Annotated in this window: 17 protein-coding genes; 9 read left to right on the top strand and 8 right to left on the bottom strand. The window is 66.1% G+C overall.

All coding sequences use genetic code 11. The annotated features are described in order from the left end of the window. Positions 1 to 6 precede the first annotated feature (6 nt). Entirely contained in the window at positions 7 to 918 is a 912-nt protein-coding gene (locus tag SD72_RS05510; RefSeq protein ID WP_042543445.1) for an EamA family transporter, read from the top strand. Positions 919 to 1,206: 288 nt separating this feature from the next. On the opposite strand, the gene SD72_RS05505 is transcribed toward SD72_RS05510, so the two are convergent. The 5 genes from SD72_RS05505 to SD72_RS05485 form a co-directional block, all read right to left on the bottom strand. Continuing rightward, positions 1,207 to 2,214: a tyrosine-protein phosphatase gene (locus tag SD72_RS05505; protein ID WP_198141879.1), complete on the bottom strand. Its 1,008-nt coding sequence runs from the start codon at positions 2,212 to 2,214 to the stop codon at positions 1,207 to 1,209. Next, positions 2,211 to 3,152, bottom strand: a complete 942-nt coding sequence (locus SD72_RS05500; RefSeq protein WP_042543444.1) for a DUF1214 domain-containing protein — start codon at positions 3,150 to 3,152, stop codon at positions 2,211 to 2,213. The genes SD72_RS05505 and SD72_RS05500 overlap by 4 nt, the downstream gene beginning before the upstream one ends. Positions 3,153 to 3,236: 84 nt before the next feature. Continuing rightward, positions 3,237 to 3,611 (bottom strand): PLDc N-terminal domain-containing protein, encoded by a 375-nt coding sequence (locus SD72_RS05495; RefSeq protein ID WP_042543443.1) that lies wholly within the window; start codon positions 3,609 to 3,611, stop codon positions 3,237 to 3,239. Positions 3,612 to 3,673: 62 nt separating this feature from the next. After that, positions 3,674 to 4,351: a GAP family protein gene (locus tag SD72_RS05490; RefSeq protein WP_042543442.1), complete on the bottom strand. Its 678-nt coding sequence runs from the start codon at positions 4,349 to 4,351 to the stop codon at positions 3,674 to 3,676. A 1-nt stretch (position 4,352) separates the two neighbouring features. Further along, complete coding sequence (locus SD72_RS05485) at positions 4,353 to 6,122, bottom strand: SulP family inorganic anion transporter (protein WP_042543441.1); 1,770 nt, start codon at positions 6,120 to 6,122, stop codon at positions 4,353 to 4,355. 124 nt (positions 6,123 to 6,246) lie between these two features. Here SD72_RS05485 and SD72_RS18170 point away from each other — a divergent pair, with 124 nt between their 5' ends. Beyond that, entirely contained in the window at positions 6,247 to 7,722 is a 1,476-nt protein-coding gene (locus tag SD72_RS18170; RefSeq protein WP_042543440.1) for a LuxR C-terminal-related transcriptional regulator, read from the top strand. A 217-nt stretch (positions 7,723 to 7,939) separates the two neighbouring features. Beyond that, positions 7,940 to 8,824 (top strand): ankyrin repeat domain-containing protein, encoded by an 885-nt coding sequence (locus SD72_RS05475; protein WP_052492493.1) that lies wholly within the window; start codon positions 7,940 to 7,942, stop codon positions 8,822 to 8,824. Positions 8,825 to 8,843: 19 nt separating this feature from the next. On the opposite strand, the gene SD72_RS05470 is transcribed toward SD72_RS05475, so the two are convergent. Next, entirely contained in the window at positions 8,844 to 11,315 is a 2,472-nt protein-coding gene (locus SD72_RS05470; protein ID WP_232299653.1) for a DNA gyrase/topoisomerase IV subunit A, read from the bottom strand. A 9-nt stretch (positions 11,316 to 11,324) separates the two neighbouring features. Between SD72_RS05470 and SD72_RS05465 the strand changes: the two genes are divergently transcribed. Beyond that, positions 11,325 to 12,566 (top strand): alkaline phosphatase family protein, encoded by a 1,242-nt coding sequence (locus SD72_RS05465; protein ID WP_042543439.1) that lies wholly within the window; start codon positions 11,325 to 11,327, stop codon positions 12,564 to 12,566. Between the two features lie 78 nt (positions 12,567 to 12,644). Here the strand turns inward: SD72_RS05465 and sepH are convergent, their stop codons facing one another. After that, positions 12,645 to 14,141, bottom strand: a complete 1,497-nt coding sequence (gene sepH, locus SD72_RS05460) for a septation protein SepH (protein ID WP_042543438.1) — start codon at positions 14,139 to 14,141, stop codon at positions 12,645 to 12,647. Between the two features lie 187 nt (positions 14,142 to 14,328). On the opposite strand from sepH, the gene SD72_RS05455 reads away from it, so the two are divergent. Further along, positions 14,329 to 14,622: a DUF4193 domain-containing protein gene (locus SD72_RS05455; RefSeq protein WP_042543437.1), complete on the top strand. Its 294-nt coding sequence runs from the start codon at positions 14,329 to 14,331 to the stop codon at positions 14,620 to 14,622. A 6-nt stretch (positions 14,623 to 14,628) separates the two neighbouring features. Here SD72_RS05455 and SD72_RS05450 read toward each other — a convergent pair whose 3' ends face one another. After that, positions 14,629 to 15,084, bottom strand: a complete 456-nt coding sequence (locus SD72_RS05450; protein ID WP_042543436.1) for a DUF3093 domain-containing protein — start codon at positions 15,082 to 15,084, stop codon at positions 14,629 to 14,631. Positions 15,085 to 15,198: 114 nt separating this feature from the next. Here SD72_RS05450 and dut point away from each other — a divergent pair, with 114 nt between their 5' ends. The 4 genes from dut to acnA all read left to right on the top strand — a co-directional run bounded on the left by dut (position 15,199) and on the right by acnA (position 19,866). Continuing rightward, entirely contained in the window at positions 15,199 to 15,645 is a 447-nt protein-coding gene (gene dut, locus SD72_RS05445; RefSeq protein WP_198141878.1) for a dUTP diphosphatase, read from the top strand. Between the two features lie 31 nt (positions 15,646 to 15,676). After that, complete coding sequence (locus SD72_RS05440; RefSeq protein ID WP_052492492.1) at positions 15,677 to 16,336, top strand: DUF3710 domain-containing protein; 660 nt, start codon at positions 15,677 to 15,679, stop codon at positions 16,334 to 16,336. Next, positions 16,333 to 17,127 carry a DUF3159 domain-containing protein gene (locus SD72_RS05435; RefSeq protein ID WP_052492491.1) on the top strand — a complete coding sequence of 265 codons (795 nt, stop codon included), beginning with the start codon at positions 16,333 to 16,335 and terminating at the stop codon, positions 17,125 to 17,127. Before SD72_RS05440 ends, SD72_RS05435 begins: the two co-directional genes overlap by 4 nt. Before the next feature lie 69 nt (positions 17,128 to 17,196). Continuing rightward, entirely contained in the window at positions 17,197 to 19,866 is a 2,670-nt protein-coding gene (gene acnA, locus SD72_RS05430) for an aconitate hydratase AcnA (RefSeq protein WP_042543434.1), read from the top strand. The last annotated feature ends 136 nt before the right edge of the window (positions 19,867 to 20,002 follow it).

Here is a 20,002-nt window from a genome sequence, read left to right as displayed (position 1 = left end):
GCCCTGATGACGCTCACGGCTCTTGGCCTGGTGCTCGCCGCGGCGGTCGCGCACGCTGCATGGAACATCGTCGCCGCGAAGTCCAGTCACTCTGGATTGCCGTTTCTGTTCTGGGGAGCGGTATTCAGCAGCGCCATCTGGGTGTGTGCTGTGCCGTTCACCGGCGGCATAGGTGAGGGAAGCCTCGGATCGTTCGTCCTCGCTGTCGTGCTCTCCGGTGTGCTCCACGTGCTGTACCTGCTTGTGCTGCAGCGCGGCTACCGGGCAGGCGATCTCAGCACGGTCTATGCGACGGCGCGTGGGAGCGCCCCCGTGCTCACCGTGCTCGTGTCGATTCTGCTGTTCGGTGAGCGGCCCGGATGGCTTGCCCTCGGTGGGGTACTACTGGTGATCGTTGGCGTGAGCGCCTTCGGGCTGATCGGAAGGAAAGCTCCGGGCAGCATCGCCGCGAGGGCTGCGCGCACGAAACGGGGGAGGATCGATCCCGCGCTCGCCTTCGGCCTGCTCACCGGCGTAGCGATCGCGGTTTACACGATCTGGGACGTGTTCGTTGTGAACGAGTTCGGGATCGCGCCAGTCGCGTTCATGGTCGGCACGAGCGTTGCGCAGGCCGCGATGTTCGGCGGGATGCTCGCCGCCGAGGGGGCGCGCGGGCTCGCACCAATTCGGCGCATGCGCGGGACGGTGCGAGCGGAATGGCGGAGGCTCGTCGTGTTTGGCGTGCTCTCGCCGCTGTCGTATATTCTCGTGCTCACGGCAGCAATGATCGCGCCGCTGTCGCTCGTTGCGCCCATGCGCGAGACAAGTGTGGTGCTCGTCGGACTCTACGGCGCGCTGCGCTCCGGCGAGAACAATCCGGCGCTGCGGCTTGGGGCCGCCGCCCTTGTGGTCTGCGGTGTCGTAGCGATCGGGCTGTGAGTCGGGTGCGTGCTCACCCATGCTCCTGCCAACGACACTGTATTCACTGCAACTGCCGGGGAACCTGACGCGGGTGCGGGTGCGGGTGCGGGGGCGAATGCGGACGCGGGGGCAGGTGCAACCGCACGGACAACCGCACGGGCGCCCGAAGAGCCTGCGCTGCGAGGCGCGTTCGCGCATGTTCGTGCAATAGCGAGGGGATCTGCCGTAACTCTGCGAAAACCTCGCGAATTTGGCAGTGTTACGGCAGATCCCCTACGGAACGCTGCGCTGGCTGGCGCTGGCAGGCTAAGTGAGGCGTACCCGCAGCTCGTCGAGTTGCTGGGGGCTCAGTCCGAGGCCATCCCGCGCGTAACGCTCAAGCGACCCGAACTGCTCGCGCACCTGCGCAAAAGCCGCGTCAAGATAGCTCGCCTGCACTCCCAGCACCGGTAGCAGAAGTTCCCGGTCGATGCCCTGTTCGCCGAGCTGCACGATAACGGGCTCGAGCGCCGGCAGTAAGTCGGTGTTCGTGCGCAGGTAGTCCGCGTAGATGTGCTCCTCTGAGGCCCCGAGCAGGCCGAGCACGAGCGCAGCTGCCCAGCCGGTTCGATCCTTTCCCGTAGTGCAGTGGAACAGCGCAGCGCCCGCGCGATCCCCGTCGGTGAGGCCAAGCACGAACGCCCGGTACGCCCCAAGCGCAGAGGGGAGGCGAATGAGATCGCGGTAGGTGTCCTCGAACAAGCGCTCGGCTTTGCCGCCCTCGAGGGTCTTGGCGAATCCTTGCGGATCGCTGTGGAGGTCGCCGAGGGTCGCAGCGACGCTCAGCGAGCTGTCCGCGAGCACGTCGAGTGGGACGAGCGCAATGCCTGGAGGCAGGCGGTCTGGCGCCGCAGCCGCCTCTGCCGAGGTGCGCAGATCGTAGACTGCGCGGAGCCCCGGCTCTTCGTGGCCTGAACGGTCGGCGCCATTCTTAGCCGACCCGCTCCGCGTAGCCGAATCGCTTTGCCCGAGGCGGGCGATGGCGGCGACGTCTGCGTCACTCAGCGAGGAGAGCGTCGCAGAGCGGAACAGCCTTCCGTGTCGCACGGGCCCGCTCGCCGTTGGGATTCCGCCGAGGTCACGCAGGTTCGGCGCGCTCGGGATCGTGATTCCTAGGGATGCCTTCGCCCCCTTGACGCTCGTATCCGCGTAACCGCTCGCATCCAGGGCATCGCCCGCATCCGGGGCACCGCCCGCATCCCGGGCGTCGCCCGTACCGACTGCGCCGCTCACGCCGCCGCTCGACGGGCCGCGGCTCGACACGCCGCCGCTCACAGTGCCTCCGGCCGCGGCGCGACCCAGGTGCCGTCGAGTACCTCGGGGCGCGGGCGGTACAGGCGCAGCACGTAGTTCCAGCCCGGCATGATCGGGAGCGCGTTCGCGACACCCTCGAGCTGCTGGCCGAAGCGGATCGTGACGCCGCCGTCCCCATCCTTGACTGCGGTGAGGCTGTTGATGCTGTTCACGCCGAGGTCGTTCTCTTCGAAATAGCCGGCCGCGTTGTAGAGCGACACCGACCAGAACGCGTCGACGGGAACGTCTTTGAGGCGCAGCCGGTACTCCGCCACCGGCAGCTCCTCGTTCACGCTGATGTAGGTCGCCTCATACTCGGGCAGGCCGCCCCAGCCCGAAGCGGTGCCGAGCAGGTGCATGACGGGCTCGACCTCTGCTTCCGTGCCGAAGGAGTGGTCGTACTTGCTCACTCCGCGGGCGAGGGTGAGGATCGCCTCGCGAGTCTCGGTCTGTGAGTGCTCCTCGTACGCCGGAAGCGGGAACGGGCCGGAGCCGCCGCCGACGAGGCCGAGCGCGTCTTGCAGCCTGTTGACCTCCGCAATGTCTGCGGGATCCGACGGGTCGACGAGGATGCGCACGACGAGCACGGCGTAGTCGCTTCCGATGAGCTCGCGTGTGAGCACGTGCTCGCCCGCGTCTCGGAGGATGACCGGCCCGTAGTGATCCTGGCTGAGCACCCACACCGAGATGTAGCGCTCTCCAGCGTCGGGGAGCGTGACTGTGACGTCGTCACGCACGTCGACGACGACGCTGCTGTACAGCGTGTCGCGGTTCTGTCGAATGATGGGTTGGTCGTCGAGCGGCTTGAGCTCGTACGTGTGGTTCCATTGGCCGAGGCCGAAACCCGTGGAGAGGCGCGAGAACATGAGGTCGCTCTCGGCTCGGTTGAAGTTTTTCACGTTGACTGGGATCTCAGACACGGTGTTGTCCTTTCGAAATGAACGGGATACAAACGGGTGTGATCGTGCACGCGGATTCGCTCCCGCGCGTGTGAGCGATGTGAGTCACGCGAGCGCCTTCGCCTTGAGCGTCTCGAACTCGGCCTGCGAGATCGACCCCGCGCTGAGGAGGGCGGCAGCGGAGGCGATTTCGTCGGTTGGGCTCTGGCCCGCGACCTGGCGAATGTAGGCGGCGGCGGCCGCCTCAGCGTCGCGGTTCGCTGCGACGCTGCGCTCCGACATGCCCTTGCCGCGCGCGATGAGATAGACGAGCGCCGTGGCAAGCGGCAGGAAGATGAGGAAGAGCACCCAGACGGCCTTCCACCAGCCGTTGAGGGTGTGGTCGCGGAAGAGATCGCTGATGATCGCGAAGAGCGCGAACAGGTAACTGATGAAGATGACGGCCCAGAGCATCCAGCTGAGCATTGCCCAGAAATCCATGTGTGTTCCTTTTCGTAGGTGTCCGGCCCCGCGGGTGCGGTGGCCGGCGGTGTGGGGTGTGGTTACAGCGCGGCGATGCCCTTACCGAGCATGCCCACTGAGATGACGCTGAGCAGCACGGTCGTAATTACTGCGTTCTCGCGTGCGAGCCAGGTGTGGAGCTGCTCGAGCGGCCCGCGGAGGCGGTCGGCGGCGACGAAGAATGCGACGACCGGAACGAGCACGGTTGATACTGCGCACAGCACGAAGACCGTCGCGGCGATCGCTTCCTCGCCAGCTGGCAGCCCAGCGCCGCCGATGATGACGCCTGCGCTGGCTGCGATGAGCAGGTTCTTCGGGCGGGGGATCGATAGCAGGAGGCCGAGCCCGAGCGCCCTGCCAAACGTGAACGAGTCGATCGCCGCCATCCATTTCGGTAGGGTCGGCTCCTCGCCAGGCTTCGGGCGGCTGCGCCACCCCTTGATCGCGAGCAGCAGCAGCAGTGCAGCGAGGGCGAAGTGCACGATTGCCTGGGCGACATCTGGGCCGCCAGTCTCGGCGCGCTGCGGGAGGAGACCCGCGAAGAGCACGAAGATCGTGACGGGTGCGGCGACGCCAGCGACCCAGCCGAGAAGGAACCCCGGCCCCGCGCTCTTCGCGTTGGGTGAGAGCAGCATGAGGATTACCGCGATGATCGTTATGGGGCTGATGGCGATTGCGAGGGTGAGCGGCAGCACCTCGCCGATGACGGTGTTGAGCACGTTAGGTCCCTTCGGGGGTGGATGGCGGAGTGAGCGAGGCTGTCGCTCCGGTGGTGTTGTGGCCCGCAACGGCGGCGCGGTTCGTTGGGAACACCGCATCACCCGGCTGCACGACACCGAAGTGCGCGAGTCTCGCCCGCGCGCTCTCGCGGACGCGGCTGAAGCTCACGGCGATGCCCGCGGCCGCGAGCCACGAGCGGAGCCCGGTGAACGCCTCCGCGGCCGTGACGTCGACGTCGGTGACGGCCTCCATGTCGATGACGATCCTGTGGACCGCAGTCTTGCCGCCGGCGCCGGCAACCGCTCGTTCGACGGCGGATGTGAAGACCGTGCCGTTCGCAAAGAAGAGGGGCGCTGCCATGCGGACGACGAGCGTGCCGTCGTCACCGAGTGCGTTGCGGACAACTGAGCCTGGGCCTGCCGCGGCGGGGTCGCTTCCCACGGCTCGCGGGTCCCCGCCGGCGAGACGGGCAGCAGGGATGCCCTCCAGCAGGGAGGATGCGGGGTCGCCGCCCTGCGACAGCACGTCAATTGCGGGGTGCGCCGCGCGGCGCGCGAGGTTGATGAGGGCGAGCACGAACGCGACAAGGATGCCCGCGATCGCGCCGACGAACAGGGTGACAACGAAGCACGTGATCCCGATCCAGAACTCGCTTGGCGATAGCCGCCAGAGCGAGCGGAACTCCGACACACCGAGCAGCGGGAGCACAGCGACACCGACGATTGCGCCAATCGCTGGCATGGGGATGCTCGCGAGCAGCGCGGTTCCGAAGAGCAGAAAGAGGATCGTCCCCGCGGCGAGTACGAGTGCGGGGAGCTGGGTGCGCGAGCCGGCCTGATCCATGGCTGCGGTGCGGCTCGTAGATGCGCCGACCGCAAATGATCCGCTCGCTCCCGCCGCAATGTTCGCGGCACCGAGCGCGAGCAGGTCTCGATTCGGCTGCGTGGCGTAGCCGCGCTTCTCGGCGTATGAGCGGGCGACGAGGAGTCCCTCGGCGGAGGTCACGAGCGTGAGCGCGATGGCCGACGGAACAAGGGCGAGCCACTGCTGCCACGCGAGCACAGGCCAGGTGAGCGCCGGGGGCCCAGCGGGAATGGCGCCGAGCACCTTGACGCCGGCAGCATCGGCCCCGGTGAGTACTACGAGCACGGTCGCAAGCACCATCACGCCGAGCGCCCACGGCACCAGCGGCGCGACCCTCTTCCCGAGCAGGAGGATAGCGGCCCCACCGGCAGCGATGGCCGCCGACGGGACATTGATGTCGCCGAGGCCGCTCGCGAGGCCGAGGGTTTTCTCGCCGAATTCGGCGCCTGGGGCGAGGGAAATGCCGAGCATTTTCGCGAGCTGCGAGACGAGGATGTCGAGGGCGAGGCCGCCGACGAAGCCGATGAGGATGGGCTTTGAGAGGAAGTTCGCTAGGAAACCGAGCTTCAACACAGACATTGCGGCGAAGAGCACGCCGCAGAGGATCGCTTGGGCGAGGGCCATCGTCGCATAGTCCTCCGAGCCCGCTGCAGCGAGGCCGCCGAGCGATGAGGCGACCAGGGCAGCTGCTGCCGCGTCGGGGGAGACGACGAGCTGTCGCGACGAGGTCACGAATGCCCAGACGAGCGTTGGGAGGATGAGTGCGTAGAGTCCGGCGGTTGCGGGCAGGCCGGCGATCTGGGCGTAGCCGATGTTCAGTGGGATCGCGATCGCTATGAGCGTGACGCCCGCGAGGAGTTCGCGCCCGATGTTGCCGCGGTGAAGGCCAGGAATCGTTTCATTCATCGTCTACCAATAGTCATTGAATAGCTGATGCTGAGGGGAGTGTCTCAACCTTTTCGGATGAGATCGCGCCAGCCCCCGCTGCGCGTCGCTCCGCCCTGGGCGGCGCGGGACTATTCTGTGAGACATGATCGATGCCATCCGACAGGAGCTCACGACCGGTGCGCCCGCGACGGCATTGGCGCTCCTCAGGAGGCACTGGCTCCGGCTGATCCTCGAATCGCACACGGCGGAGCTCGAGCAGCTGTGCGTCGAGTTTCCAGAGCCGATCGACCCGAACCTGCTGCTCATCCGTGCCTGCTGCAGGGACCTTGCTGGCGACACCCACGGCGCCGCATTCCTGCGCGGGCAGGGCTCGCGCCCCGAAACGAGTGAGTTTGTCGCGTGCTTTACGAACCTGCTGCTCGCGCCAGACAACACGACGAAGTCCGCGATAGCGGATTCGGCCCGCGAAGCGCTCTCGGCCTGCGGCCCCGACGACGACTACCCGTCCGCACTGTTCCTACTCGGGTGGGCGGAGGTACGCCTGCGCAGAAACCTCGGGGAGGCGATCGCCCTGCTCCGCTCGGCGAGCGAGGAAGCGCGGCTGCACTCACGTCCAGAGACGCACAGACTCGCACAAGCGAACCTCGCGTTTGCTCTCGCGCAGGCGGGATTCTTCAGTGAGGCGACGCTGATCCTCGACGGCCTCCCACTTCGCGAATCGGCGAGTGACTGGGACCTGTTCGAGGGCGGTCTCGTCGACTCGACGCGCGGTTCGATCGCCTACTGGCGGGGCGACTTCGAAACCGCGATCACGCTGCTCGGATCGCTCGTGTCGCCAGGCAGCCCCGGAACCAATTTCGAGGCATACGCGCGCCTCTACCTCACGCTGAGTCTCGTCGCAGTGAATCGGCAGCACCGATTCCGCGAGGCGCACGAGCTCCTCCAAGGGGTGAGCGTTGCGGACAAGCACGGCGTACCGTGGGGGATTCTCCGCGGCGTCGCCTCTGGGTGGCTTGTCTACGCGGAGGGGCAGCCCGCGCTCGCGAAGAAGATCGCCTCTCCAGCGCTCACCCGCACGGGAGCGCCCGTTGCGCACGCGCTACTCGCCGCGCTCTTTGAGCGATTGGGTGAACGCGAGCTCGCAGGCCAGGCGCTGAAGCTCGTCGCCGCGACCGCCGCCCCAAGCTACGCGCAGGTGAGCTCCCTTGTCACCTCGGCCTGCCTGAGCGCGATGGCGGGGCGCGGTCCGCTCGCTCACGAGCACCTCGACCGCGCACTCGGCATGGCAGCGCTCGAAGGCGTCCTCACGCCGTTCCTGTCGACGCATGCCCCACTTGGCGACCTCCTCTCGGCGCACGCGCATCGCGGTTCGCAGCACGACGACTTCCTCCAGCTGATATTCGCGCAGCGCGACTCCCACTCACGGCTCGCATCGGGGATGCTCACGAAGCGCGAACGGGAGATCCTCACCCAGCTCCGCACCACGCGAACGGGGGAGGAGATCGCCGCCCACCTCGCGATCGCCTACCCGACGGTGAAGACTCACATCAGGGCGATTTACCGCAAGCTCGGGGTCGCCACACGACGCGAAGCGATCCGCGTCGCCGACTCCCGATAGCCGCGCCGGTCAGCGGGCGACCTGACACGCGCCCCGCTGCGGTGGCGCTCGAGGGCGCGGTGCGAGCCCGGCGCGGGCGCTATCGGGGCCAGGCGTGGCATGCGGTGCAGGGCGCGGTGCAGGGCGCGGCGCGAGGCGCGAGGCCTTGGCGTTTGATAGCGTGTTGCTTTGCCGCACGCCCGTTCGGCACCACACTGAACCCGGGAGCTACTCACACATGAAGAACTGGGTGCGTGCCGCTGCCGGCGTCGTCGTGGTTGCCGGGATGGGCTTTGGCCTCGCAGCATGCGCGCCAGAACCAGGCGATACGGTTCGCCAGCCGCCAACAACCAGCGAAGCCGTGCCGACGCCCGCGCCTACCGAAGACGCAGCCGAGACGCCATCGGAGCCAGCAGCTCCGAAGCTCGAGCAGGCCGAGCTCGACCGGCGGCTGCGGGACGCTGCCTGGGCGAACGACGTCTCCGCGGCCAAGCAGCTCATCGAATGGGGCGCCGACGTGAACGCCGTGGACGACACGGTGCAATCGCCCTACCTCATTGCAACGAGCGAGGGGAGACTTGAACTCCTCCGGCTCACGCTCGAGCACGGCGCGAACCCCGAGGCCCTCGACAGCTGGGATGGCACTGGCCTCATTCGCGCGGCGGAGCGGGGACACTGGGACATTTCGGGCGAACTCATCCGCGCGGGCGTCCCCGTCGACCACGTGAACAACCTCGGATACCAGGCCATCCATGAAGCCGTGTGGCTCGGTCGCGATGACCCGAGCTATCACGCGACGCTCAGGGTGCTTGTTGCCGGGGGCGCGGCGTTCGACACCCTGTCGGTGAGCGAGGGGCTGACGCCACTGCAGATGGCCGACCAGCGCGGCTTTTCTGGCCAGTACGGCATCCTGCAGACCCTCACCGGCACGCCGTTGCCCGCCGAGCCAGGCCCAGCCTTGCTTGCGGCCGCCGCAGCTGGCGACGCGGATGCCGTCGCGCTTGCGCTGCGTGCCGGGGCCGAGCCCGGAACCGTCGATTCCGACGGCGTCTCGGCGCTTGAGATCGCCGAGGCAGCCGGCTCCCCGCTCGCGGCGCAGGTGATCCGAGCCCTCGGAGGCTAGCGCGCCGCGCGTCGGCTAGCTAAGGAGCTTGGCCGATGTGAGCGATCGCCGCGTCGAGCAGCGTGCCCGACCCGTCGCGCTTGCCGAGCGTCTCCGGGAGCTTGCGCGCCGCACCGTCGGCCGCGAGCGCACGAGGTTCACCCTCGCCAACCCAGGCCGCGACGAGCGCGTCCTCACCCTTGAGGAAGCGCTGTGCGCGCACCCCGCCAGTCGCGCGGCCCTTCGCCGGGAACTCGGCCCAATCCGACACCTTCGCTGAGGTGACGCTTGTGCTGAGCAGTGCGTTCTCGTCTGTGCCCTCGGCGACCGTTGCGACCCGTGCCTCCGCGTCGGCGGGGACGGCTGTTGCGAAGATCACCGAGGCGCCCGAACCGAGCTTCATTCCTGCCATACCGCCGGCAGGGCGCCCCTGCGGGCGAACGAGCGCCGACTCAAAGCGCAGCAGCTGGGCGTCACTGGTGACCGCGGCAAACTCGGATCCGTCAGTCGCGGGGAACGCGGCAACGAGCCGGTCGCCAGGCTTGAGCGTAATCACCTCGAAGTCTTGGCGCGCAGGCAGATCGGTGAGCACGACCCGCTTGACAATGCCCTGAGCGGTGAACAGGCCGACCGGCTCCTCGGAGTCGAGCGGCACGATGCCCACGATCTTGAGCTTCTTGTCAGTGAGCCCAATGTATTCGGTGAGCTTCACACCCGCCGAGAACGCAATGGAGGCAGCGGGGACGAGCGGCAGATCCACCGGGGTGAAGCGGTGCAGGGTGCCGTCGGAGAGGATCGCGCCGAGCTCGCCGCGCACGGTGGTCGCGATGCGTGCGAGTACCGCTCCGTGCTTCGTTGCCCGCGGCGCTGCGCGAGTCGCCTCGGCAGCCTCCGGGTCGCGGTCGACGCGGAGCGCACGGCCGGTTGCCGAGAGCATGATTGTGCAGGGGCTGTCAGCAACCTGCAACGCGTCGGCCGAAACGGCAGCGCGCGCGGGGCGGGCGACCGCGCCGGTGAGTAGCGTGCGGCGAGGCGTACCGTATGCCGCGGAGGCCGCGTCTAGCTCGCTCGCGACAACCCCGCGGAGTTTCTCCTTGCTCCCGAGGATCTCAAGCAGCGCAGCGATCTCCGCCTGGAGTTCGTCACGCTCTGCCTCAAGTTCGACGCGTGAGAAGCGGGTGAGTCTGCGCAGGCGGAGCTCAAGAATGTACTCGGCTTGCTGCTCGGAGAGGTCGAAGACCTGCTGCAGTCGCGTGCGAGCCTCGTCTGCGTCGTCGCTTGTGCGGACGACCTGAATGACCTCGTCGATGTCGAGGATCGCGATGAGCAGCCCCTCAACCAGGTGCAGGCGCTCGCGGCGCTTGCGGAGGCGGAACTCGCTCCGGCGGGTGACCACGGACACACGGTGTTCGAGGAATACGCCGAGCATTTCACGCAAGCTCAGGGTCTGAGGCTGACCCTTGACCAGCGCGACAGAGTTGATGCTGAAGGAATCCTCGAGCGGCGTGTAGCGGTAGAGAAGCTCAAGCACGGCCTCCGGTGAGAAACCGGTCTTGAGCGTGATGACGAGCTTGAGCCCGTTCTTGCGGTCAGTGAGATCGACAACGTCGGTGATGCCGGTGATCTTCTTGGCTTCGACGCCCTGCTTGATCTTCTCGATGACCCGCTCGGGGCCGACCAGGTATGGCAGCTCCGTCACGACAATGCCCGTGCGGCGTGGGCCGAGCTGCTCTACCGATACCCTCGCCCGGGTCCGAAAAGCACCACGGCCCGTCCGGTATGCGTCTCGGACGCCGTCGAGCCCAACAATGGTGCCGCCGCCGGGAAGGTCGGGCCCCGGGATGAACTCCATCAGTTCTTCGACTGTGGCCCCAGGGTTGAATAGGAGATGCTTCGCCCCCTCAACGACCTCAATGAGGTTGTGGGGTGCCAGGTTCGTCGCCATGCCGACGGCGATGCCGCTCGCGCCGTTCACGAGCAGGTTCGGCACGGCTGAGGGCAGCACCTCTGGCTGTAGCAACTGGTTGTCGTAGTTCGGGATGAAGTCGACAACATCCTCATCGAGCGACTCGGTCATCGCGAGCGCTGCGCCAGCCAGGCGAGCTTCGGTGTATCGAGACGCCGCGGGACCGTCGTCGAGCGAGCCAAAGTTGCCGTGGCCATCGACGAGTGGCAGGCGCATCGCAAACTCCTGCGAGAGCCTCACCAGGGCGTCGTAGATCGACGAGTCACCGTGGGGGTGGAGCTTCCCCATGACCTCGCCAACAACGCGGGCGGACTTCACGTGCCCCTTGTCGGGGCGCAGGCCCATGTCCGTCATCATGTACAGGATGCGGCGCTGTACCGGCTTCAGGCCGTCGCGGGCATCGGGAAGAGCGCGTGAATAGATCACCGAATACGCATACTCGAGGAAGGACCCCTCCATCTCGTTGGAGATGTCGATGTCTTCGATGCGTTCGCCGGCCGCCTCGTGGGCTGCTCCGGAAGTATCCATGTCGGTTACGTCGGCCATAATGGATTCATGCTACCGACTGCCACCGACAACGGCGGGAGGCTTGCCGCGATTTTCCCGACTGGGCTTGCAGCTCTCGCCCTCGGAAACGAACGACCGGCCGCTGCCGTGCTTGCCGAAGCTGCCGGCCTTGGAGATTCCGAGGCAGCGCAATCGCTCTGCGCCACCGTGCTTCAACACACCCCGCCGCTACGCTCGCTCGTGATTCTCGCCGTCGACGGGTTGGGGAGCGCGAACCTCAAGTCGAGTAGCGCACACGCGCCAACGCTGGCTGCGTTGCCGAACCGGCGGATCACGACAGTGAGCCCGTCCACGACCGCAGCCGCGCTCACGACACTCACGACGGGGCGCTTGCCAGCCGAACACGGACTCATCGGCTACCGCATCATGCACCCGTCGCTCGGCCTCATCTCGCCGCTGCGCGACTGGGAGGGCATCGCAGAGCCAACGGCGTGGCAGCGCGCGGAACCGCTCTTTGGTAGCGCAGCGGCACTCGGCATCCGCGCCCGCTGCTATGGGAGGCCGGCGCACGCTACGAGCGGGCTTACCGGGGCGATTCTCCGGGGAGCCGACTACGTCGGTGGTGATCGCATTGCCGACAGGTTCGCGGCGGCTAAGCAGGACATCTCCTCAGGCGAACCGACCCTCGCCTATGTGTATGTTGACGAGCTCGATCGGGCCGGGCACCAGCACGGTTGGCAGAGCGAGGCATGGCTGAGGCGGCTTGAGCAGCTCGATCAGGCCGTTGCCGACTTCCTCACTGGCCTGCCGAGTGACACCGGTCTCATCGTGACAGCAGACCATGGCATGGTAGACGTGCAGGCCCACCAGCAGATCGTATTCGACCTTGAATCACCTGAGTTCGCCGATGTAGCTGCATTCGGGGGTGAGCCTCGATTCCGCAGCTTCTATCTGAAGGAGGGTGCGGATCCCGCGGCGTTTGCCGCCGAGCTCGAGCAGCGCGAGGGGAAGCGAGCGTGGGTCGCAACTCGGGACGATGCGTTCGCGGCCGGCGTGTTTGGCCTAACAGAGGGCGAGGGGGTCCGGGCCCGGGTCGGCGATGTGCTGCTCGCCGCGCGCGGCCAGTGCGCCTATTACGCGACGTCTGATGACCCCCAGGCGTTTGATCTCATCGGGCAGCACGGCTCGTGGACGGACGAGGAACGAGGGATCCCACTTATTCTCGGCGGTGCGCTCGCTGGCTCGGGGTTTGCCAGAGCCATCGAACTCGTCGCAGCAGCGCGCTCCTAGCAGGAGCAGGTGCGCGCCGCAGCGACGAAGTGGCGTGCAGCTGCGACCCCGCCGGGGAGCGCGCCGGGTAGCGCCGGACTACGCGGGGTCGTCGTCGCTGCGAGTTCCGAACAGGATGTCGTCCCAGCTCGGGATCGAAGAACGACCGCGCTTGCTGTCGCGTTTCGCTTCGGAACGCTTCCCAGAGGGCTTCGCTTGGGCGTCGGCGCTGTCGCTTGCGGGCTCGCTCGCTCGCGAGGAGCTGGTCTGCGCCGGTGTAGCCGGAGAGGAGTCGGATCGGGAGGCGCGAACCCCAGGAGGCCCGGAGATGTCACCGAGCACGGCCCGCAGGCGCGACGGCTCATTCTGCTGCCCCTGCCCGCCGGAACGCTCGTCGCTGCGCGGAGCGTTGGGGGTCGAACCTGGGGCCTTGCGCGGAACGGCCGGCGTGTCTGGGGTGCCAGACACGCCGGAGGTTCCCCAAATGTTCGCGGCTGCGCCTGATCGCCGGACGGGGCGGGTGCTCGGCCCCGGATCGACGAGCCCGCTGATTCCCGATTCTGCGCCGGCCTGCGGCTCGCCGCCGGCGGGGGAGCCGTTCGTTGGTGCCTCGTCAGCCCCCGCGTCGGTCGCTCCCTGATCATTCGCGTCGTTGCCGCCATCAGCGAGCTCCTCTGCGCGGTCCGCGCGCGGCAGGTCTTCAATGGGCAGCTCCGCTTCGAGCGAGCGCTCCCCGCGCCGTCGCCTGAGCGCGTCGAGCAGATCTGCCGTTTGACTCAGGTCGCCGTCACGGTCATCCGGCGTGTTGATCGCGAGGGTGTCGATTTCCCTGCGCCGCTCATATTCTGCGTCTGGGCTGAGCGGAGCGTCTTCGCTGGCAGCAGCCGCCTGGTCGGTGTCAGGCGTGATCGGTTGGACCTCTGCGGTCGGGGCGAGCAGAGCATCTGGATCAAAGGTTTCAGGCTCGCGTCGCTCATTCTGCTCGTTGTCGACAGCGCGCAGCTTGGGAATGAGCCTGTCGCCAAGGTCGCCAATCTTTGACAGGTTGGTCGCGTCAGGCGTGAGCGGGCTGAGCACGCGCTTCTTGTGGTCGAAGCTCCACACCGCGTCGTGATCGCCGTCGCGCGAGTCGAATTCGAGCCCGATCAACCACCCTGCGTCTTCATCGCGCCATGAGCGCCAGAGGTTGATCGTGTTCCCCAGCCCGATGAGGCGCTCCGAGATCACCTGACCAAAGCGCTGCTCGCCGTCGTTCGCCGAGGGCGTATCTGCTGAAGCTGCGGGGTCGGTGCGAACGGTGACGGCGTGTGCGAGGTCGAGCATGTACCGCTGTTCGGCGCGGACCGGCTCCTCGAATCGCTCCACGTCTGCCTCGTCGAGGCCGGTCTCTGCCGCGACTTCCGAGCGGGTCTTGCCGGCACGGAGCAGCGCCTGGATCTCGCGCGGCCGTACGCGTGCAGTAGCCGCAGCACGGCGTGTCGCCAGTCGAACCTCCTGGGCGACCTCCTCGTCGATCGCCAAGCGATACTCTTCGCCGAGCTCGTTCGCGAGGATGAGGGAACCCTCCTCGCGCCGTAGTACGCGCAGTTCATCCATTGCAGATCCCTTCGATGTTCGCTCAAGCGTGTCATAGCTTGCCGCAGAGAGTCGGTATTGACTCGGGCGAGTGGGCGGATGGGCTCACCCTGAGTTCGCTTGCAGCAATTTTGGTTTGCGTTCGAACGATCTATCCGGCAGACTATGGCCGCTCCCAAAGCCAGCCGCGACGAAAAGCAGGAGAAACATGGCAACCGATTACGACGCCCCTCGTAAGAACGATGACGAAACAGCTGAGTCGATTGAGGCGCTCAAAGAGCGTGGCCCTTCGAAGGGGACCTCATCGCTCGACTCAGAAGACGCCGACAACCCGAGCTTCGACCTCGGCGGTTCAGACCTCTCCGATGTTGAGCTCGACGTCGTTGTGCTTCCGCAGCAGGCGGATGAGTTCACCTGCGTGAGCTGCTTCCTCGTGCGTCATCGTTCGCAGCGTTCCCGCGAGACGGACCTCGGTCCGATCTGTGTGGAGTGCGACGCGTAACTCACGTTAGGCCGCAGCCTTGAGCGCTTCTGCAAGTGCGACGGGCTTGCGGCTCGTGACGATCCAGTGTGGCGTTGGGTCCTGGGCATCGGTGATCTCGATTTTCAGTCCCCGGTGTACCCAACCACGCACGACCAGATAGTTTCGGGCGTCAGCTCCGGGCCCGATTGCGTCCCGGAGCGCGTCCGATCCGAGCGGTTCTACCTCCCCGACGAGGCCGACGGGGATGGTGGCGCGCCCGGCCCTGAACGAACCATCGCGCACCTCAATGACGGGGCTGAGCGCGATGAAGATGAGCGAAACAAGCACATACATGCCGATTGCGACGGGAATCGCCAGTCGCTCCTGGATGGGCATCATGACGAGTGCCGTTGCTGGGACGATGAGTAGCCAGGCGGAGAAGAATCCGATCCCAGGCAGAAGGCGTTCGCGGTAGCGGATCGCCGTGGTCTGTGCGGTCATGCCCCCATTATCTCCCGGATTCCGGTGGGATGCTGAGTGTGTCCTGCCGCGCGGCGCGGGCGGGGATGCGAGCTCACCGAGCGCGTTCCTTGACTCATCCGATAGCCTGTGCAGGTGACTGATGTAGTACGTGTACCCATGACCGCGGACCAGCCCCCGCAGTACGCCCATGACGACGATGCTGGAGCAGACCTTCGCGCTGCCGAGTCCGCAACGATCGCGCCGGGCCACAGGGCCCTCATCGGCACCGGGGTGTCAATCGCGCTGCCGGAGGGCTACGCCGCATTCGTTGTGCCGCGCAGCGGCCTCGCGGCCAAGCACGGAATCACCGTGGTGAATTCCCCCGGGACGGTCGATGCCGGGTATCGGGGCGAGATCAAGATCACGCTGCTGAACACCGATCTGGATGCGCCGTTCGAAGTGGCGGTTGGCGATCGGATCGCGCAGCTCATCATCATGCCGGTGACACGTGCAGTGTTTGTGCCGGTTGAGCAACTCCCGCAGGACACTGTGCGGGGTGCGAATGGATTTGGTTCAACCGGAGTGAGTGGCGCCGTTTGAGCCGCCGCCGCAGGAATCTGAGGAGACAAAAATGACCGATCAAGAGCTGAATGACGCTGCTGAACCCGAAGCCGACGAATCGCAGGAAGCGGTAGACACGTCGAAGTCAGCCCCTGCTGACCGAGACACGGCGGGGCCGTTTGACTTTGCCGAGGTGCCGACCATGCGCCCGTATGTCGACCTCGGTGGCATCAAGATCGCCCCAAGGGAGGGGCTGCAGATGCGACTCGAGGTTGACGAGCGCGCGAAGCGCGTCGTTGCGGTCTCGCTCGAGTATGCGGAGTCCCTGCTGCAGGTGCAGGCCTTTTCCGCGCCGAAGTCGAGCGGAATGTGGCACCAGATCCGGCGGGATCTCACGACCCAGCTCGAATCCCAGGGTGCGAAGGTTGCTGAAGAGGACGGCCCACTGGGGGCGGAAATCGTGACCGCGACTCCCGTGCCAGCTGATCAGGGAGGTGGCACTCGGGCCGCCCGCTTCATCGGCGTTGATGGTCCCCGCTGGATCCTTCGCGGCATCCTCATGGGCAAGGCCGCTGTCGATAAGAGCGCGCATGCGCAGCTCGTGGATCTCTTCCGTGAGATCGTCGTCGTGCGCGGCGATCTGCCGATGCCTCCAGGCGACTTGCTCCCACTGAAGGTGCCAGCTGGCGTTCAGCCAGGAGCCCAGGACGCCGGAGCGGCCGAGGCGTGAGTGATTCGCACTCCGAGGACTCCGGAGTGGATCCCGAACAGAGCGACGCTGCGGATCAGCACGGCCAGGCGGCGGCCCCTGATCCTCGCCTTGCCGCGCTCAACGGCGGGATGGCGAGCGTCGTTCGCGCGAGCCGTGAGGGTGAAGACCTAACGGCAGCCGGAATTTTCCAGGCCGTTGGGGGAGTCCGCGGCGTGCTCGAAGCGGTTGTTCCCGGCCTCTTATTCGTGGTCCTCTTCGTGTTCACGCAGGACGCACGACTTTCGGCGCTCGTGCCTGGCGGGCTCGCGGTTCTGCTCGTTGTAGCTCGTCTCGTGCAGCGAGAGACAATCGTCTCGGCCATTTCGGGAATGCTCGGCGTTGGTATCGCGGTAGTGATCACTCTCATCACCGGCCGGGGGGTCGACTACTTCCTTTCGGGCTTCGTCGTGAACGTCGCCTGGGGCGTCGGGCTGCTCGCGTCCATTCTCGTTGGGTGGCCGGCAATCGGACTGCTCATCGGGATGCTCGACGGCGACATGCGCGGCTGGCGGAAGAAACCAAAAGTTCGCATGACGGCCTTTTGGCTTACCGTGATGTGGCTTGGGCTGTTCGTGCTCCGCCTCGCGGTGCAGGTTCCGATGTATCTTGCGGAGCGTGTTGAGGCCCTCGGTGTTGCCAGAATTGTGATGGGCGTGCCGCTCTACGCGCTTGTACTCATCGTTACCTGGTTCGCCGTCCGGCGTCTCCGAGCTTCATCAGATGATTCGTCGGGCAAAAAGGGCGTAATCTCGGGGGAGAACACCCCGTAAGGCTGAGAGCGCCGAGCCTCTCGAGGGTGTAGGATTTATCTTGACATCGAGAGACTTTGGAGGGCCCTCATGGCATCGATCAATAGCTTCGGCGCACGCGACACGCTTGCAGTCGGAGACAAGAACTACGAAATCTTCAAGATTGGCGAAGTCGCCGGAAGCGCGCGACTGCCGTACAGCCTGAAGGTGCTGCTCGAAAACCTGCTGCGAACTGAAGATGGCGCAAACGTCACCAAGCAGCACATCGAGGCCATCGGCAACTGGGATCCGTCGGCAGAGCCCGACACGGAGATCCAGTTCAGCCCCGCACGCGTCATCATGCAGGACTTCACCGGCGTGCCGTGTGTCGTCGACCTCGCCACGATGCGCGAGGCAGTCACCGACCTCGGTGGCAACCCAGACAAGATTAACCCGCTCGCACCGGCAGAACTCGTGATCGACCACTCGGTCATCTCGGACTCGTTCGGCAACAAGGAGGCGTTCGCGAAGAACGTCGCCATGGAATACGAGCGCAACGGCGAGCGGTACCAGTTCCTCCGCTGGGGCCAGGGCGCGTTCGACGACTTCAAGGTCGTCCCGCCGGGGACCGGCATCGTGCACCAGGTGAACATCGAGCACCTCGCTCGCGTCACCTTCACGCGCGAGGTTGACGGCGTTACCCAGGCGTACCCCGACACATCGGTCGGAACTGACTCGCACACGACCATGCAGAACGGCCTTGGCGTGCTCGGCTGGGGCGTCGGCGGTATTGAGGCAGAAGCTGCGATGCTTGGCCAGCCCATCTCGATGCTCATCCCGCGCGTCGTCGGCTTCAAGCTTTCCGGCCGCATCCCTGCAGGCGTTACCGCAACCGACGTCGTGCTCACCATCACCCAGCTGCTCCGCCAGCACGGTGTTGTTGGCAAGTTCGTCGAGTTCTACGGCGAGGGTGTTGGCTCCGTGCCGCTCGCGAACCGCGCGACCATCGGCAACATGAGCCCAGAGTTCGGTTCGACCGCTGCAATGTTCCCCGTCGACGAGGTCACCCTCGACTACATGCGTCTCACCGGCCGCACCGACGAGCAGGTTGCGCTCGTCAAGGCGTACACGCAGGCGCAGGGCATGTGGCACGATCCGAGCGTTGAGCCCGAGTTCTCGGAGTACCTCGAGCTCGACCTGAGCACGGTTGTCTCGTCGATCGCCGGGCCGAAGCGCCCGCAGGATCGCATCGAGCTCACCGCAGCGAAGACCCAGTTCGAGACCGACCTCAAGAACTACACCGAGGCGTCCAACCCGGCAAAGGTGAAGGACGACAAGGGCCGCGAGTTCGAAATCGACCACGGTGCGGTCACGCTCGCGTCGATCACCTCGTGCACGAACACGTCGAACCCCTCGGTCATGCTCGCCGCTGGCGTGCTTGCCCGCAACGCTGTCGCGAAGGGTCTGAAGGCGAAGCCGTGGGTCAAGACCACGCTTGCGCCAGGCTCGAAGGTTGTTACCGACTACTACGAGAAGTCGGGACTCAACACCGACCTCGAAGCTCTCGGCTTCTACCTTGTCGGCTACGGCTGCATGACCTGCATCGGTAACTCGGGCCCGCTGAACGATGAGATCTCGCAGGCGGTCAACGAGCACGATCTCGCGGTTACCGCAGTGCTCTCGGGTAACCGTAACTTCGAGGGTCGCATCAACCCGGACATCAAGATGAACTACCTCGCGAGCCCCCCGCTCGTCGTTGCGTACTCGCTTGCCGGCACGATGGACTTCGACTTCGACACCGAGTCGCTCGGCGAGGATTCCGAGGGCAACGACGTGTTCCTTCGCGACATCTGGCCTGACCCGATCGAGGTGCAGAAGATCGCCGACGCGTCGATCGACTCGGACATGTTCCGTGAGAAGTACGCGACGGTATTCGACGGCGACGAGCACTGGACCTCGCTCCCGACCCCCGAGGGCAACACCTTCGCCTGGGACGAGAAGTCGACCTACGTGCGCAAGGCCCCCTACTTCGACGGCATGGAGCTCACCCCAGCGCCCGTTGAAGACATCACGGGAGCACGCGTGCTCGCCAAGCTCGGCGACTCCGTTACGACCGACCACATCAGCCCGGCAGGCAGCTTCCGCGCTGAGACCCCGGCCGGTCAGTACCTCGTGGAGAACGGCATCGCTGTTCGTGACTTCAACACCTACGGCTCGCGCCGCGGCAACCACGAGGTCATGATCCGCGGCACGTTCGCGAACATCCGCCTGCGCAACCAGCTCCTCGACAACGTCGAGGGTGGCTTCACGCGTGACTTCACCCAGGAGGGCGGCCCGCAGTCGTACATCTACGACGCGGCGCAGAACTACCAGGCTGCCGGCACCCCGCTTGTCGTTCTCGGCGGCAAGGAGTACGGCTCGGGTTCGTCACGCGACTGGGCTGCAAAGGGCACGAGCCTGCTCGGCGTAAAGGCCGTCATCACCGAGAGCTTCGAGCGTATCCACCGCTCGAACCTCATCGGCATGGGCGTGCTCCCGCTGCAGTTCCCGGTCGGTAAGAACGCTGACTCGCTGGGCCTCGACGGCACCGAGACGTTCAGCATCTCTGGCGTGACGCAGCTCAACGAGGGCGTCACTCCGAAGACCGTGAGTGTCAAGGCTACGAAGGCAGACGGCTCGGTTGTCGAGTTCGACGCGGTCGTTCGCATTGACACCCCGGGCGAGGCGGATTACTACCGCAACGGCGGCATCCTCCAGTACGTGCTCCGCAGCTTGGTGTAACCACCCACTCATGAACAGGTTGGGGGACCAACCTGCTTTTAATCAAGCGAGATCGCTCCACTCGGCAATGCCGGGTGGGGCGATTTCGCTTTGCCTGGAATTGATATTCCGACCCCATTGCGCAGTCGTGTGAGTG

This window comes from Leucobacter komagatae, assembly GCF_000834055.1.
GTDB lineage: Bacteria > Actinomycetota > Actinomycetes > Actinomycetales > Microbacteriaceae > Leucobacter > Leucobacter komagatae_A.
This window is presented reverse-complemented; position numbering and strand designations above follow the sequence as displayed.

Coding starts and splice junctions, on each gene's coding strand:
- acnA (WP_042543434.1), top strand. CDS start 17,197: ATGGCATCGATCAATAGCTTCGGCGCACGCGACACGCTTGCAGTCGGA.
- SD72_RS05485 (WP_042543441.1), bottom strand. CDS start 6,122: ATGAATGAAACGATTCCTGGCCTTCACCGCGGCAACATCGGGCGCGAA.
- sepH (WP_042543438.1), bottom strand. CDS start 14,141: ATGGATGAACTGCGCGTACTACGGCGCGAGGAGGGTTCCCTCATCCTC.
- SD72_RS05455 (WP_042543437.1), top strand. CDS start 14,329: ATGGCAACCGATTACGACGCCCCTCGTAAGAACGATGACGAAACAGCT.
- SD72_RS05450 (WP_042543436.1), bottom strand. CDS start 15,084: ATGACCGCACAGACCACGGCGATCCGCTACCGCGAACGCCTTCTGCCT.
- SD72_RS05440 (WP_052492492.1), top strand. CDS start 15,677: ATGACCGATCAAGAGCTGAATGACGCTGCTGAACCCGAAGCCGACGAA.
- SD72_RS05510 (WP_042543445.1), top strand. CDS start 7: ATGACGCTCACGGCTCTTGGCCTGGTGCTCGCCGCGGCGGTCGCGCAC.
- SD72_RS05495 (WP_042543443.1), bottom strand. CDS start 3,611: ATGGATTTCTGGGCAATGCTCAGCTGGATGCTCTGGGCCGTCATCTTC.
- SD72_RS05465 (WP_042543439.1), top strand. CDS start 11,325: ATGCTACCGACTGCCACCGACAACGGCGGGAGGCTTGCCGCGATTTTC.
- SD72_RS05470 (WP_232299653.1), bottom strand. CDS start 11,315: ATGGCCGACGTAACCGACATGGATACTTCCGGAGCAGCCCACGAGGCG.
- SD72_RS18170 (WP_042543440.1), top strand. CDS start 6,247: ATGATCGATGCCATCCGACAGGAGCTCACGACCGGTGCGCCCGCGACG.
- SD72_RS05475 (WP_052492493.1), top strand. CDS start 7,940: ATGAAGAACTGGGTGCGTGCCGCTGCCGGCGTCGTCGTGGTTGCCGGG.